Raw genomic sequence first — 13,545 nt, 5'->3', positions numbered from 1 at the left:
TCCTGAAAAAGCTTTGGCCCTTCCCTAGCGATTTTTGAAGAGGAGGCAAGGACGGCGTAAATCAACAGCCGCGACCTAACCTTACCGACCCTTAATTTTGGCGGGGGTAATTCTGCCACAATTTGGCGATGCCATTGCTGGGCGGAACCTTCTGCCCTAGGTTCCCGCCAGGTTCTACAGGACTTCTCCTACACGAAGGTTTTCCGCGTGTTTCACTCCTTCTTTCCGCAGCCCAAGCTGTTCTTCACTTCGGCGGCCCTCTGGACGCTCGTCTGCATCATCGTCTGGTACACGGTCGGACCCGAGATCGGTTCCGCTCTGGGAATGCCGCCACTGGCAGAGGGACAGCAGCCGCCCGTCGGGCTCGCCTTCTTCTTCACGCCGGATAATCTCTGGTTCTACCTCTACTTCACCATCTTCGTGGTGATCTTCGGTGTCGCCTGGCAGTTGGTCGCGCGCGACCATCCCTGGACCAACTGGTCGATCTGGGGCTCGGCCTTCATCATCTTCATCGCCTATTTCAGCGTGCAGATCTCGGTCGCCGTCAACAACTGGCGCGGCCCGTTCTTCGACCTCTTCCAGAAGGCGCTGAACGGTGACGGCACGGTGACCGCCGGCCAGCTTTACGAGCTGCAGCTTCGCTTCCTCGAGATCGGCATGGTCGGCGTGACGCTCTCGGTCGTCACCGCCTTCTTCACCAACCACTATGTCTTCCGCTGGCGCAACGCGATGAACGACTTCTACATGTCGAAGTGGGACAAGCTGCGTCACATCGAAGGTGCCTCGCAGCGTGTTCAGGAAGACACGATGCGCTTTGCTAACATTCTCGAAGGTCTCGGCGTTGCCCTGATCAACTCGGTGATGACGCTCGTGGTCTTCCTGCCGATCCTCTTCCGGATGTCGGAGAATGTCAGCGAGTTGCCAATCCTCGGCGCCATTCCGCATTCGCTGTTCTGGCTGGCGATCGCCTGGTCGGCCTTCGGCACCATCCTTCTCATGGTCGCCGGCATCAAGCTGCCGGGTCTGCAGTTCCGCAACCAGCGCGTCGAGGCTGCGTTCCGAAAGGAACTGGTCTATGGCGAAGACAATGCCGAACGTGCCCAGCCGGTGACGGTCCGGGAGCTCTTCTCCAACGTCCGCCGCAACTACTTCCGCATGTACTGGCACTACACCTACTTCAACGTTGCCCGTTACACCTACGGCCAGCTCGACGCCCTGTTCCTCACCTTCATCCTGATCCCGACGGTCGTGGCCGGACGCATCACCATGGGCGTGTGGCAGCAGATCGCGACCGCCTTCGGTCAGGTGACGGACAGCTTCCAGTATCTCGTCAGCTACTGGTCGACGATCATCGAGCTCCTGTCGATCCACAAGCGTCTTGCGGCCTTCGAGGCAGCCATTGATGGCGAGCCGCTGCCGGAGATCGATCAGCGCTATCTGTTGCGCGAGGCAGCCGAAGGTGAAATCGCGGCGGACCGTCCCTACTAAGGGTCGGCGACTGCACGAAACCGAGAAGGCCGCGCCGGGAAGCCAGCGCGGCCTTTTTCTCTTGGGGCGGATCGAAGTGTCAGGCGAGGGGAACCGTGATGTTTGTCTTAACTGCGGCCGGAGCCTCCAAGACGGCATAGGCCTCCGGCTGGGTAAAGAGCGAGAGGCCGATAGCGACGGCGCCGATGGTGGCGGCGATGACGCAGGCACAGGCGATGAGAAACAGGATCTTCATGATTAGCCCCGAGGTTTTGACCGCTCATATCGGGGCAGAGCCCGCTCAAGTAAATGCGTCATGCGATCACATGGCGCCCGATCACATGGCGCCGGGTGCAGCCTTCCCAGCGTTGCGGTTCTCAAGCATGTCGAGCGCCTCGGCATAGGTCACGCAGGCGACGTCGGGACGAGGACAGACTTCCGCGACCAGCCGTTCCATGGCGGCCCAGTAGGCGCTGCCATTCATGGTGACGAAGTGCAGGCCGATCTGAAGCGGGATCCGGTCGCCCTCATATTGTCTGTCGAAGGCCTTGCGGAAGGCTCGGTAGCTGCGCTCGGCAAACTCGTCGCCCTTCGAGGGATGATCGATGCCGGCCGAATGGCGGATGAAGAGATTGTAGTCCATGGCGATGATCCGCCGCTCCTTCGGCCCCTCGGGGATCAGCGGCAGACCGAAGCGGGCGAGGCCCTTGTCGTTTGCCGGCAATTCCGGGTCATGGGTCACGATGCTCGCATCGTAGCGGAAACCGTGTTCGCGCTCGGCCTTAAACAGGCTGTCCGGGGCGGAGAGATAGGGGGCGCGAAAGCCGGTGATGTCGTTCTCGACGAAATCGGCCCAGCCCTCCGGCTCGCGATCGGCAAGCCCGTTGTCCTTCCAGGCATTGAGAAGAACCCGATCGAAGGCCTTGAACTCCTTCAACCATTCCGCCTTCGACCAATCCTTGCCGTCGAAATGGCCGCAGGTGTGGCTGGCGATCTCGTGGCCCTCGGTCCGGGCCTTCCAGATATGATCCAGCCGGACCGAGACTTCCTCGGCATCCTGTGCAAAGCCGATATTGGAGCGGCCGGATTTCATGCCCGGTGCCTTGTAGTCTTCGGCGCGGGCGCGCGGGATCAACGTGGTGCAGGAGAGGAAGTAGGTGAAATGGGCGCCGGTCCGTTCGGCAAGCGCCCGGCTGCGAGCCCAGAGCCTGTTGTCATGGGCACCGTCGAAGGAGATGAGCAGAAGCTGTTTCGGGCGGGCCTCGTCCGCGCCATTTGCCGCAGGGGGCGGCTCTGTGGCCAGTGCGGTGGAGGCCGTGAGGGCAAGGGACAAGGCAATCAGGCGATGAAACATCAGCAAATATCCGGCAATCAACACGCCGTGTGCCTCCCATCCAAATGCGGCGAAGCTTTGAACGCACTGGAAATTCGCTTTGCGGACCAGTAAGGCTTGGGGCAACTCGACCTGAAAGGTTCTCACTCATGACGCTTCTCATCCTCGGCATCATCCTGTTTGTCGCCACCCATCTGATCCGGGTCGTCGCCCCCGGTTTCCGGCTGTCGATGATCGAGCGCTTCGGGGATAAGGGCTGGCGGGTGATCAATTCGGTGATGAGCCTCGTGTCGCTGATCGTGCTGATCTGGGGCTATGCGTCGGCACCGGTCATCAATCTCTGGTTCCCGCCCGTGGGCATGAACCATCTGACGACGACCTTGATGCTGTTTGCCATGATCTGTCTGGTGGCGGGCTTCCTTCCCGCAGGACATATCGCGACCAAGACCAAGCATCCAATCGTCCTGTCGATCAAGATCTGGGCCGCCGCCCACCTTCTTGCCAATGGCGATCTTGCTTCCGTCCTTCTCTTTGCTTCGCTGCTCGCCTGGGGGGTCATTTTGCGGATCAACTACAAGCGGCGTGTGCGGGCCGGTGAGCTCGTGCTCAAGCCCTTCGTTTCCGCCCGCTACGATGCGATCGCCGTTGTCGGCGGCATCGTGCTCTGGGCTGTCATCCTCATGTGGCTGCACGAACTGTTGATCGGGGTTGCGCCGCTTGCCATGTGACGCCTTAAGCCTGTTGGCGGTTTTCCCCTTACAAGCGGGCAAAAATCGGCTAGAAGGCCGCTCACGCATGAGAGACTGCATCGAAAGGCCGGCATTGCCCGGAGGTATGAATGGTTGACCAGAACGACAGCTTTATCCGCGAAGTGAACGAGGAGCTCCGCTCCGACCAGGTGCGCAATGCCTGGAAGCGCTACAGCCGCCTGATCATCGGTGCTGCCGTGGTGATCGTTCTCGGCACGGCTGGCCATCGCCTCTGGACCCATTGGGATTCGACCCAGGCGTCGGATGCCGGCGACAAGTTCCTTGCCGCGCTGACGCTGGCCGACCAGGGCAAGCGCGATGAGGCGGAAGCCGCGCTGCAGGCACTGGAACAGGACGGTTACGGTGCCTATGGCATTCTTGCCCGCTTCCGTGCGGCCTCGGTTCTCGCCGAAAAGGGTGACCCTTCGGGTGCCGTTGCCTCGTTCAAGACGATCGGCGATGATGCCTCGATCCCGGAAGCGGTTCGCAACACGGCCAAGGTGCGCGCGGCGTGGCTGCTGGTCGACACCGGAAGCTATGAAGACGTTTCGGCCATGGTCGAAGCCATGGCGACGCCCACCAATGCCATGCGCCACGCCGCCCGCGAAGCGCTGGGTCTTGCCGCCTACAAGGCCGGTGACATGACCCGTGCGCGCGAATGGTTCGAGCAGATCGTGGAAGATGCCGAAGCGCCGCGCAATGTCGCCAACCGTGCCCAGATGCTGCTCGACAACATCAAGGCCTCCGGCAAGGCCCTGTAACAACGACAAGGCCTGAACGGCCGGAAAGCTAGCGTTCCCATGAGTTTCACAGTCGCCATCGTCGGGCGTCCGAATGTCGGCAAGTCCACGCTTTTCAACCGTCTGGTCGGAAAGAAGCTGGCGCTTGTCGATGACACGCCGGGGGTTACCCGCGACCGCCGGCCGGGCGAGGCCAAACTCGTGGACCTGCGTTTCACCATCATCGATACCGCCGGTCTCGAAGAGGCCGGTGCCGATACGCTCGAAGGCCGCATGCGCGCCCAGACGGAAGCCGCGATCGACGAGGCGGATCTGTCGCTCTTCGTCGTCGACGCCAAGTTCGGCTTGACCCCGCTCGACAAAACGCTGGCCGAAATGCTGCGCCGGCGTGGCAAGCCGGTCGTGCTCGTTGCCAACAAATCGGAAGCGCGCGGATCCGACGCCGGCTTCTACGATGCGTATACGCTGGGCCTCGGCGAGCCGGTGCCGATCTCGGCCGAACACGGCCAGGGCATGATCGACCTGCGCGACGCGATCGTCGAGGCGATCGGCGAGGACCGCGCCTTCCCGGAACCGGACGATGAAGCCGAGACCGATGTGGTGCTCTCGCAGGACGGCGAGTTCGACGACGAGGATGACGAGGCGGAGCCCGAATACGACGACAGCAAGCCGCTGCGCGTGGCGATCGTCGGTCGTCCGAATGCCGGCAAGTCGACGCTGATCAACCGGTTCCTCGGTGAAGACCGCCTGCTGACCGGTCCGGAAGCCGGCATCACCCGCGATTCCATCTCGGTCGAATGGGACTGGCGCGGTCGCACGATCAAGATGTTCGACACGGCCGGCATGCGCCGCAAGGCGCGCGTGCAGGAGAAGCTCGAAAAGCTGTCGGTTGCCGATACGCTGCGTGCCGTGCGTTTCGCCGAAACCGTGGTCATCATCTTCGATGCGACCATTCCCTTCGAAAAGCAGGATCTGCAGATCGTCGACTTCGTCATCCGCGAAGGCCGCGCTGCCGTTCTCGCCTTCAACAAGTGGGATTTGGTCGAAGACCCGCAGGCCGTTCTTGCAGACCTGCGCGAGAAGACAGAGCGTCTGCTGCCCCAGGCGCGTGGCATTCGCGCGGTGCCGATTTCCGGCCAGACCGGTTACGGCCTCGACAAGCTGATGCAGAACATCGTCGACACCGACAAGGTGTGGAACAAGCGTATCTCGACGGCCAAGCTCAACCGCTGGCTCGATGCGGTCACGACCCAGCATCCGCCACCGGCCGTCTCCGGCCGTCGCCTGAAGCTCAAATACATGACCCAGGTGAAGGCGCGTCCGCCGGCCTTCATGATTTCCTGTACGCGGCCTGACGCGCTGCCGGAAAGCTATGTGCGTTACCTGACCAATGGTCTGCGCGCCGATTTCGACATGCCGGGCGTGCCGATCCGCATCCACTTCAAGGCGGGCGAGAACCCGTTCGAGGGCCGCAAGCGGCGGCGGTAATCGACGCCGGCTATTCGGTGGCAGGGCGTCCGTGGGCGTCGATCTCGGCCGGGCGGGCGCCGAAGCGCTGGCGCAGACCGCGCTTGCGGCGCTGCTCCTTGGCCTCCACAACATTGTCGAAGAATTGCTGCGTGGCGGCTTCCCAGGAATAGGTCTCGGCCAGCCTGCGGGCTGACGCCGGCGAGGCCTGAAGGGCTGCGATGCAGGCGATCTGCAGGTCGTGGTCGAGCGCGCCGGCATTCGAGCCTGCCGGGATGATGTCGACCGGACCGGTCACGGGGTAGGCGGCGACGGGCACGCCAGACGCCAGCGCTTCCAGGATGGTATTGCCGAAGGTGTCGGTCTTTGACGGGAAGACGAAGACATCAGCTTCGGCATAGGCACGCGCGAGGTCCTCGCCATGCTTGACGCCGGTAAAGAGCACGTCCGGATGGCGCGCCTGCAGTTCCTCGCGGGCCGGGCCATCCCCGACCACAACTTTCGAGCCCGGCAGATCGAGATCGAGGAAGGCGGGAAGGTTCTTTTCCACCGCCACACGGCCGACCGTCATGAAGATCGGGCGCGGCAGGCCGAAGGGTCTCTCCGATTTCTCGCGCGGCCGGAAATGAGCGGTATCGATGCCGCGGCTCCAGAGGCAGAGATTGTTGATGCCACGTGCGGCCAGTTCCCGGCGCAGGCTCTCGGTTGCCACCATGCAGGCGCCGCCGCGATTGTGAAACCAGCGCACGAAGGCATAAAGCCAGGCGAGCGGCACCGGCAGCCGGGCTGCCACATATTCCGGGAAACGGGTGTGATAGGTGGTCGAGAAGGGGCGCTTGTTGCGGATGCACCAGTGGCGCGCCATCAGTCCGAGTGGCCCCTCGGTCGCGATGTGCACGTAATCAGGTCTTTGCGCCTCGATCATCCGGCCAATGCGGCCGGGCGTGGCAAGCGACAGCCGGATTTCCGGATAGGTGGGCATCGGAATGCTGCGGAAGGGCTCGGGCGTGATCATCGAGACCTCGACGCCCATCGCCTTCAGTTCACGGTTGGTGGTCTCGATCGAGCGGACGACCCCGTTCACCTGCGGGTGCCAGGCATCGGTCACGATGGTCAGTTTCGGCATGGCGTGTCCGCCCTCATCCGAACGGCCGCCGCAGCGGCGATTCTCTCTCACAAGCTCTTGGCGCCTTATGGGCGGGGAACATTACAGCTTGATGTCAGTCTACCGAGGGGCCGTTTGACATCGGCCGTGCAAGTCGATTGCCTAAGGGCAGCTGACGATTCCCGCCGGAGGATCCCCTGATGACCAAGCCACCCGCCAAGTCCACACGTTCGAGCGCCGCCGACTGGTGGCGCGGTGCCGTGATCTACCAGGTCTATCCGCGCTCCTTTCAGGATACGAGCGGCGACGGCATCGGCGACATCAAGGGCATCATCCAGCGGCTGCCCTACATCGCTTCGCTCGGCGTCGATGCGATCTGGCTTTCGCCCTTCTTCACCTCGCCGCAAGCGGATATGGGCTACGACGTCTCCGATTACTGCGATGTCGACCCGATGTTCGGCACGCTTGCCGATTTCGATGCGATGATGGCGGAGGCGAAGCGGCTCGGCTTGAAGGTGATCATCGACCAGGTGATCTCGCATACCTCGGACCAGCATCCCTGGTTCAAGGAAAGCCGGACGAGCCGCGATAATCCCAAGGCCGACTGGTATGTCTGGGCCGCGGCCAAGCCCGATGGAACGGCGCCGAACAACTGGCTTTCGGTCTTTGGCGGCCCAGCCTGGGAGTGGGACGGAATCCGCAAGCAGTATTACATGCACAATTTCCTCGCTTCGCAGCCGGATCTCAACTTCCACAATCGTGCGGTTCAAGATGCGGTGCTCGATGCGGTGAAGTTCTGGCTCGATCGCGGCGTCGACGGCTTCCGGCTCGATACCGTCAATTATTACTTCCATGACAAGGAGCTGCGGGACAATCCGCCCCATGTGCCCGACAGCGAAGACGCCGGCCTCGATGCGCCCGACGTTAACCCTTACGGCATGCAAAGTCATCTCTACGACAAGACCCAGCCGGAGAATATCGAGTTCCTCAAGCGCTTCCGGGCATTGCTCGACCAGTATCCGGATCGTACGACGGTCGGTGAAGTGGGCGACGGGGCGCGCTCGCTGAAGACGGTGGCGGCCTACACCTCCGGCGGCGACAAGCTGCACATGTGCTACACCTTCGACCTGCTCGGACCGGATTTCACGCCGAGCCATATCCGCCACTGCGTCGAAAGCTTCCAGCGGCAGGTGCGGGACGGCTGGGTGTGCTGGGCCTTTTCCAATCACGACGTGACACGCCATGTCAGCCGGTTCGTGCAGCAGCCGCAGGAGCGGGATGCGGTCGCAAAGCTTGCCATGTCCGTGCTTGCAGCACTGCGCGGCTCGATCTGCCTCTATCAGGGCGAGGAACTGGGGCTGCCCGAGGCGGATCTGGCTTTCGAGGATCTGCGCGACCCCTATGGTATCCGCTTCTGGCCGGCTTTCAAGGGACGCGACGGATGCCGAACGCCAATGGTCTGGGAGAAGGGGAAGAAGCATGCGGGCTTCTCCTCCGCCAAACCCTGGCTGCCGGTCCCGGCCGAGCATCAGGCGCTGGCCGTTGATGCCCAGGAGAAGTCATCCCAGTCCGTCCTCGCCCATTATCGGGCGACGCTCACCTTCCGGAAGACCCACCCCGCGCTGATCGACGGCGACATGGAGTTTCTGGTGACGAATGAGGACGTGCTCGTCTTCACCCGCTCGAAGGGCGATGAGCGGCTGCTCTTCGTCTTCAATCTTCGCCGCGGACCGCAGGAATTCACGCTGCCGAAGGGGCATGCGGTGAAGGAGGTGCTTGCCATGCCAGGACTGACCGGCACGGCCGCCGAAGGCGAGATCCGGCTCGGGCCGCTTGATGGCATCTGCGCGAGGCTCTCGTGACCGAGTTTTTGGTTCATCAAGCGACGGAGGAAGACCTGAACGCGTGGTCGGCGCTGCGCCACCAGCTCTGGCCGCATCTTGCTCTGGAAGACCATCGGGCCGAGATCGTCGCGGCGCTGTCAGAGCCGGACCGGCTCTGCTCCTTCCTGTGCTCCGACACTGAGGGTCGTGCCCTGGGGCTGGCGGAAGCCAGCATCCGCTCCGACTATGTGAATGGCTGCGAGACATCGCCGGTCGCCTTTCTCGAAGGCATCGTCGTCGATCCCGCCGCGCGTCGGCAGGGCGTTGCGGCTCTGCTGGTCGCTGCCGTGTGTGCGTGGGCGCGAGGTAAAGGCCTCAGCGAACTCGCCTCCGATGCCGAACTCGACAACACGGTTTCGCATGCGATGCATGCAGCACTGGGTTTTGAGGAAACCGAACGCGTCGTCTGTTTCCGCCGGGCGCTTTGACCTTCAGACCGCCCCTTCGTCGGGAATATTCAGCACATGGCCGCAGGCCTTGCAATGCACAGCATCCGCATCGTGTCGTTGCAAGCCGCATTGCGGGCAGGGGAAGGTGACCTTATAGGGCCGGACGATCGCCTGGGCGAGCCGCACGAAGAGCGAGATGCCGATGATCATCGTCACGATCGAGGTCAGCTTGCCGGCCGTGCCCGGCAGCGTGATGTCGCCGAAGCCCGTCGTGGTGACCGTCGCGACGGTGAAATAGAGCGCATCGATAAAGCCGGTGCCGGCATCCTCCCGGTAGAAGAAGAAGGTGTAGACGAAGCCGGTCACCAGGAAGAGGAAGACGAAGAGGTTGATGAAGGCCGTCACGACATCCGTCTGCTCTTTCAGGCCGAGCCTGTTCAGCATCAGCGTGAAGACCGGTCGCTGCGCAACCGCCCAGATGCGCGCGACGCGCAGGAAGGCGAAGTTGAATAGCCATTGCGGAAAGAGCAGCGTGCAGAGAACGAAAAGATCGATCCAGGTCATCGGCCGCATGAGGTAACGGCGGGCGGGATAGGTCGCCGACCACTGGGCGATGAGCTCCAGCGCAATCCAGGCGGCAATCGTGTAGTCCAGTATCAGATAACTCGGCCGATCACGCAGATAGGGGCCCGCCAGGAAAAATCCGATGATCGCAATGTCGATGATCATCAATGCGAACTGGAAACGGATCGCTGCCGTGTCCCGGCCATAATAGAGGCGCGTCAGGCGCTGGCGTATGGATTGGGTCGCGGATTTCGCAGTCTCGAATGCCATAGGGCCTCTTCAGTAGTGGTAGCGGCATTGCAGGATCACCAGCGTCTGGTGCTCGCCTGTACCGACAACGGCGTACGCAATCCGGTGTTCCTGGGTGATGCGACGAGACCACATTCCCTTCAGCGTGCCCTTCAGCGGTTCAGGCTTGCCGATCCCTTCGAAGGGATGGCGGCGCATCTCTCGAATGAGCTCGTTGATCCGCGCCAGTGTCTTCCGGTCTTGCCCCTGCCAATACAGGTAATCCTCCCAGCCATCCGGCGTGAAGGCGATCCGCATGGATTAGTGCCCAATGTCGAACGTCGCAGGAGGCTCGGCGAAGTTTCCAGCCTCCAGGTCTTGCTTGGCCTTTAGCAATCGCGCGGCGTTCGCAGGAGATGACAGAAGGTGAATGGTCTCGACGAGGCTGTCATATTCATCCTTGCCCATCAACACGGCTGAGGGCTTGTCACGCCTGACGATTTCGATGGGTGCCGCGTCGTCGTTGACCTTATCGAGCAAGCCGGCAAGCTCGGCCCGTGCCTTCGAGAAAAAGATGGTGTCCATGATGGCAAACTCCGAGTTGTCCGTAATATGGTACAACTCACGAGTTGATGCAACTTAGATCACCCGATCAGCCGGAACTGATCGACATCGACCATACCCTTGTCGGAGATCTTCAGATGCGGGATCACCGGCAATGGCAGAAAGGCGACCTGCAGGAAGGGTTCTTCCAGAGTCGTTCCAAGAGCATAGGCCGCTTTTCTCAAGTGATGCAGCGTATCGCGCACGCTTTCGTAGGGTTCGAGGCTCATCAGGCCGGCGACGGGCAGCGGGATCTCGCCGGTTACCTTGCCGTCCTCGACCACGACGAAGCCGCCCTTGATCTCTCCCAGGCGATTGGCGGCGAGCGCCATGTCTTCCTCGGAGACGCCGACAACGCAGATATTGTGGCTGTCATGGCCGACGGTCGAGGCAATCGCGCCCTTCTTCAGGCCGAACCCCTGGACGAAGCCATTGGCGTGGTTGCCGTTCTTGCCGTGCCGCTCGATGACGGCGACTTTGATCACGTCGTTTGCGAGATCGACGGCGGTCTGGTTGCCGGAGCTCGGCAGGCGGTAGCGGCGGTGTTCGGTGATGATCTTGCCAGGCATGACGCCGATGACAGGCGTTTCACCCTCCGCCACCGGCACACCGAAATCGGCGGCCTTCACCAGCCTTGCCTTGACGCTGTCGAGGCCGACGGGCGCGACCGGCTTGCGGGTGGCGAAGAGCTCGTTGGTCACGCGGCGGCCGGCTGCGAACACCATCTCGGCCTTACAGTTTTCGAGACTGTCGATCACGACCAGATCCGCCCGCCAGCCCGGGGCGACGAGCCCGCGATCCCGCAGGCCGAAGGCGCGAGCGGCCGAAATCGAGGCGGCGCGATAGACGGCGAGCGGCTCGACGCCGTTCCTGATCGCCTCGCGGATCAGGTAGTCGAGATGGCCCTGTTCGGCGATGTCGAGCGGGTTGCGGTCGTCGGTGCAGAGCGCCAGAAATGGCGAGAGCCGCTCGGTCAGGATCGGCATCAGCGCATGCAGGTCCTTCGACACCGAGCCTTCGCGCACGAGAATATGCATGCCCTTGCGGATCTTTTCCATGGCTTCGGCGGCACTGGTGCATTCATGGTCGGTGCGGATGCGGGCGGAGAGATAGCCGTTCAGGTCGCGACCCGACAAGAGCGGCGAATGGCCGTCGATATGGCCGTCCTGGAAGGCCTCGAGCTTTGCCACGCAGATCGGATCCTTGTGGATCACGCCGGGGAAGTTCATGAATTCGGCAAGGCCGATGACCTTCGGGTGGTTGCGGAAGGGCAGGAGCCGCTCGATCGGCAGATCCGCGCCCGCCGTCTCCAGATGCGTCGCCGGCACGCAGGAGGACAGCTGGACGCGGATATCCATGATCGTCTGTTCGGCCGAATCCAGGAAGAACTGGATGCCCTCGGTGCCGAGCACATTGGCGATCTCATGCGGATCGCAGATCACGGTCGTGACACCATAGGGCAGCACGCAGCGGTCGAATTCATGCGGGGTGACCAGCGAGCTCTCGATGTGCAGATGCGTGTCGATGAAACCCGGCACGACGATCTTGCCGGAGATGTCGATCATCTCCCGGCCTTCATAGCTTTCAACCGTCCCGATGATGGTCTCGCCGCAGATCGCAATATCGGATTCGACAAGTTCGCCCGTGACCAGATCGAAGAAACGTCCGCCCTTCAGCACGATGTCCGCCGGCTGGCGGCCGGTCCCCTGATCGATGCGGCGTTCAAGGTCGGTCATGCGGCGTCTCCGATTCTGTTGATCTCAGGAGTGTAGCCTCTTGATCAGACGGGGCCAACGATCTTGAAATTACATGTTCTATGTTTGATACTGATCTTATGTATAAATGGGAGGCTTATTGATGGCTGATCCGGTGAAGGTGAGTGCTGCGGAGTTTCAGCGGCAGAGTGGGCGCTACTTCGATCTTGCCCTCACGCAACCCGTCGTGATCACGCGCAATGGCCGCGACCGTACGGTGATGATCTCGACAGAGGAGTATCAGCGGCTGAAGCGGCGCGACCGGGAGGTTTTAGCGGCTGCGGATTTCTCCGACGCCGAGTTGCAAGACATCGCTGAAAGCCTGCCGCCATCGGGCGCGGATGCGTTCGACGGCGAACTGGATCGCTGACCCGTGTCTTGGCCCGCGCCGGAGCCGGGGCAGGTCATTCGCTACTCTTATCTGTGGCACCACGAGTTTCACCGCGGGCTCGAGGAAGGTCGCAAGGACAGGCCTTGTGCCGTCATCCTGGCCTTGACGCGGGATGACGGTGAAACACAGGTGGTGGTGCTGCCGATCACCCACACGCCGCCTTCAAATCCTGCGTATGCGGTGGAGATTCCGGCCGCCACCAAGCAGCGACTTGGTCTCGATAACTTGCCTTCCTTCATCGTGCTGACAGAGGCCAATCGATTTTTCTGGCCGGGCCCGGATCTTCGACCTTTCGATACCGAGGCGGGCAGCAGTGTCGTCTACGGGCTGTTGCCGCGCAGGCTTTTCCTGGACGTGCGAGATCGGTTCGTTCAACTCGCCAGGGCTGGCAGAGCGGGTTTTGTGCCGCGAAGCGAATAGCGGGGGGCACTGAGCTGAATGGATACCGGCGCTACTTTCCCTTCCTTGCGACCTCCGCCTCGAACCGATCATCCACCGGCACGCCCAGCGCCACCGCCAGCGCATTGGTGCGGCTCGCCATGGCAATCACCTGCAGCAGTTCAGCATGCATGTCCGGCGTCATGCCCTTGGCCTTGGCCGAGGCCGTGTGGCTATGGACGCAATAGGTGCAACCATTGGTGGCGGATACCGCAATATAGATCAGCTCCTTGACCAGCGGGTCGAGGGCGCCCGGTGCCATCACGGTCTGCAGTCGGTCCCAGACGGATTTCAGCTCGTCCTGATCATGGGCGAGCGCCCGCCAGAAATTGTTGACGTAGTCGGTGCCGCGTTTTGCGCGGATGTCGTTGAAGACAGCGAGCGCATCCGCGCTCGCCTCCTCGTCACTCAGGAGAGGGAGGACCGCCATCTGC

The 13,545-nt window shown here is 62.2% G+C and carries 16 protein-coding genes; 8 read left to right on the top strand and 8 right to left on the bottom strand.

What is annotated here, in order from left to right; translation table 11 throughout:
- Positions 1-207 precede the first annotated feature (207 nt).
- Positions 208-1,488 (top strand): peptide antibiotic transporter SbmA, encoded by a 1,281-nt coding sequence (gene sbmA / locus M1E12_RS11850; RefSeq protein WP_113458672.1) that lies wholly within the window; start codon positions 208-210, stop codon positions 1,486-1,488.
- Between the two features lie 79 nt (positions 1,489-1,567).
- On the opposite strand, the gene M1E12_RS11845 is transcribed toward sbmA, so the two are convergent.
- Both M1E12_RS11845 and M1E12_RS11840 read right to left on the bottom strand, forming a co-directional pair.
- Positions 1,568-1,723: a hypothetical protein gene (locus M1E12_RS11845; RefSeq protein ID WP_479561923.1), complete on the bottom strand. Its 156-nt coding sequence runs from the start codon at positions 1,721-1,723 to the stop codon at positions 1,568-1,570.
- A gap of 81 nt (positions 1,724-1,804) precedes the next feature.
- A complete protein-coding gene (locus tag M1E12_RS11840; protein WP_479561922.1) occupies positions 1,805-2,821 on the bottom strand; it encodes a polysaccharide deacetylase family protein in 1,017 nt (338 codons plus the stop codon).
- 128 nt (positions 2,822-2,949) lie between these two features.
- On the opposite strand from M1E12_RS11840, the gene M1E12_RS11835 reads away from it, so the two are divergent.
- The 3 genes from M1E12_RS11835 (at position 2,950) to der (ending at position 5,777) form a co-directional block, all read left to right on the top strand.
- The gene (locus tag M1E12_RS11835; RefSeq protein WP_479561921.1) at positions 2,950-3,528 is read left to right on the top strand and encodes an NnrU family protein; all 579 of its coding nucleotides are present in this window, start codon (positions 2,950-2,952) and stop codon (positions 3,526-3,528) included.
- A 110-nt stretch (positions 3,529-3,638) separates the two neighbouring features.
- Entirely contained in the window at positions 3,639-4,310 is a 672-nt protein-coding gene (locus tag M1E12_RS11830) for a tetratricopeptide repeat protein (protein WP_479561920.1), read from the top strand.
- A gap of 39 nt (positions 4,311-4,349) precedes the next feature.
- Positions 4,350-5,777 carry a ribosome biogenesis GTPase Der gene (gene der, locus M1E12_RS11825; RefSeq protein ID WP_113458669.1) on the top strand — a complete coding sequence of 476 codons (1,428 nt, stop codon included), beginning with the start codon at positions 4,350-4,352 and terminating at the stop codon, positions 5,775-5,777.
- 10 nt (positions 5,778-5,787) lie between these two features.
- Here the strand turns inward: der and M1E12_RS11820 are convergent, their stop codons facing one another.
- The gene (locus tag M1E12_RS11820) at positions 5,788-6,882 is read right to left on the bottom strand and encodes a glycosyltransferase family 4 protein (protein WP_479561919.1); all 1,095 of its coding nucleotides are present in this window, start codon (positions 6,880-6,882) and stop codon (positions 5,788-5,790) included.
- A gap of 179 nt (positions 6,883-7,061) precedes the next feature.
- Here M1E12_RS11820 and bglA point away from each other — a divergent pair, with 179 nt between their 5' ends.
- Positions 7,062-8,723 carry a beta-galactosidase BglA gene (gene bglA, locus M1E12_RS11815; RefSeq protein ID WP_479561918.1) on the top strand — a complete coding sequence of 554 codons (1,662 nt, stop codon included), beginning with the start codon at positions 7,062-7,064 and terminating at the stop codon, positions 8,721-8,723.
- Between the two features lie 8 nt (positions 8,724-8,731).
- Positions 8,732-9,172, top strand: a complete 441-nt coding sequence (aac(6'), locus tag M1E12_RS11810; protein ID WP_479564873.1) for an aminoglycoside 6'-N-acetyltransferase — start codon at positions 8,732-8,734, stop codon at positions 9,170-9,172.
- Positions 9,173-9,175: 3 nt separating this feature from the next.
- Here aac(6') and M1E12_RS11805 read toward each other — a convergent pair whose 3' ends face one another.
- The 4 genes from M1E12_RS11805 to ade are packed head-to-tail and all read right to left on the bottom strand — an operon-like array spanning position 9,176 to position 12,264.
- On the bottom strand, positions 9,176-9,967 hold the full coding sequence (locus tag M1E12_RS11805) for an ion channel (RefSeq protein WP_479561917.1): 792 nt from the start codon (positions 9,965-9,967) through the stop codon (positions 9,176-9,178).
- 9 nt (positions 9,968-9,976) lie between these two features.
- Positions 9,977-10,243, bottom strand: coding sequence for a Txe/YoeB family addiction module toxin (locus M1E12_RS11800; RefSeq protein ID WP_479561916.1), 267 nt, complete (start codon positions 10,241-10,243; stop codon positions 9,977-9,979).
- Positions 10,244-10,246: 3 nt separating this feature from the next.
- A complete protein-coding gene (locus M1E12_RS11795; RefSeq protein WP_479561915.1) occupies positions 10,247-10,510 on the bottom strand; it encodes a type II toxin-antitoxin system Phd/YefM family antitoxin in 264 nt (87 codons plus the stop codon).
- 59 nt (positions 10,511-10,569) lie between these two features.
- Entirely contained in the window at positions 10,570-12,264 is a 1,695-nt protein-coding gene (gene ade, locus M1E12_RS11790) for an adenine deaminase (RefSeq protein ID WP_479561914.1), read from the bottom strand.
- A 121-nt stretch (positions 12,265-12,385) separates the two neighbouring features.
- Here ade and M1E12_RS11785 point away from each other — a divergent pair, with 121 nt between their 5' ends.
- Both M1E12_RS11785 and M1E12_RS11780 read left to right on the top strand, forming a co-directional pair.
- On the top strand, positions 12,386-12,652 hold the full coding sequence (locus M1E12_RS11785; protein WP_136541260.1) for a type II toxin-antitoxin system Phd/YefM family antitoxin: 267 nt from the start codon (positions 12,386-12,388) through the stop codon (positions 12,650-12,652).
- A 3-nt stretch (positions 12,653-12,655) separates the two neighbouring features.
- Positions 12,656-13,093: a hypothetical protein gene (locus tag M1E12_RS11780; RefSeq protein ID WP_479561913.1), complete on the top strand. Its 438-nt coding sequence runs from the start codon at positions 12,656-12,658 to the stop codon at positions 13,091-13,093.
- A gap of 31 nt (positions 13,094-13,124) precedes the next feature.
- On the opposite strand, the gene M1E12_RS11775 is transcribed toward M1E12_RS11780, so the two are convergent.
- A complete protein-coding gene (locus M1E12_RS11775; RefSeq protein WP_479561912.1) occupies positions 13,125-13,541 on the bottom strand; it encodes a carboxymuconolactone decarboxylase family protein in 417 nt (138 codons plus the stop codon).
- Positions 13,542-13,545: the final 4 nt, after the last annotated feature.

Source organism: Rhizobium sp. K33, from assembly GCF_056501445.1.
The sequence above is the reverse complement of the archived record's forward strand: the minus strand, read 5'-3'. Positions and strand labels throughout refer to the sequence as shown.

Bases quoted from the DNA above. Each gene is read 5' to 3' on its own strand.
- M1E12_RS11820 (WP_479561919.1), bottom strand. From the start codon at position 6,882: ATGCCGAAACTGACCATCGTGACCGATGCCTGGCACCCGCAGGTGAAC.
- M1E12_RS11800 (WP_479561916.1), bottom strand. From the start codon at position 10,243: ATGCGGATCGCCTTCACGCCGGATGGCTGGGAGGATTACCTGTATTGG.
- der (WP_113458669.1), top strand. From the start codon at position 4,350: ATGAGTTTCACAGTCGCCATCGTCGGGCGTCCGAATGTCGGCAAGTCC.
- bglA (WP_479561918.1), top strand. From the start codon at position 7,062: ATGACCAAGCCACCCGCCAAGTCCACACGTTCGAGCGCCGCCGACTGG.
- ade (WP_479561914.1), bottom strand. From the start codon at position 12,264: ATGACCGACCTTGAACGCCGCATCGATCAGGGGACCGGCCGCCAGCCG.
- M1E12_RS11795 (WP_479561915.1), bottom strand. From the start codon at position 10,510: ATGGACACCATCTTTTTCTCGAAGGCACGGGCCGAGCTTGCCGGCTTG.
- M1E12_RS11775 (WP_479561912.1), bottom strand. From the start codon at position 13,541: ATGGCGGTCCTCCCTCTCCTGAGTGACGAGGAGGCGAGCGCGGATGCG.
- M1E12_RS11845 (WP_479561923.1), bottom strand. From the start codon at position 1,723: ATGAAGATCCTGTTTCTCATCGCCTGTGCCTGCGTCATCGCCGCCACC.
- M1E12_RS11840 (WP_479561922.1), bottom strand. From the start codon at position 2,821: ATGTTTCATCGCCTGATTGCCTTGTCCCTTGCCCTCACGGCCTCCACC.
- M1E12_RS11830 (WP_479561920.1), top strand. From the start codon at position 3,639: ATGGTTGACCAGAACGACAGCTTTATCCGCGAAGTGAACGAGGAGCTC.
- M1E12_RS11835 (WP_479561921.1), top strand. From the start codon at position 2,950: ATGACGCTTCTCATCCTCGGCATCATCCTGTTTGTCGCCACCCATCTG.
- M1E12_RS11785 (WP_136541260.1), top strand. From the start codon at position 12,386: ATGGCTGATCCGGTGAAGGTGAGTGCTGCGGAGTTTCAGCGGCAGAGT.
- M1E12_RS11805 (WP_479561917.1), bottom strand. From the start codon at position 9,967: ATGGCATTCGAGACTGCGAAATCCGCGACCCAATCCATACGCCAGCGC.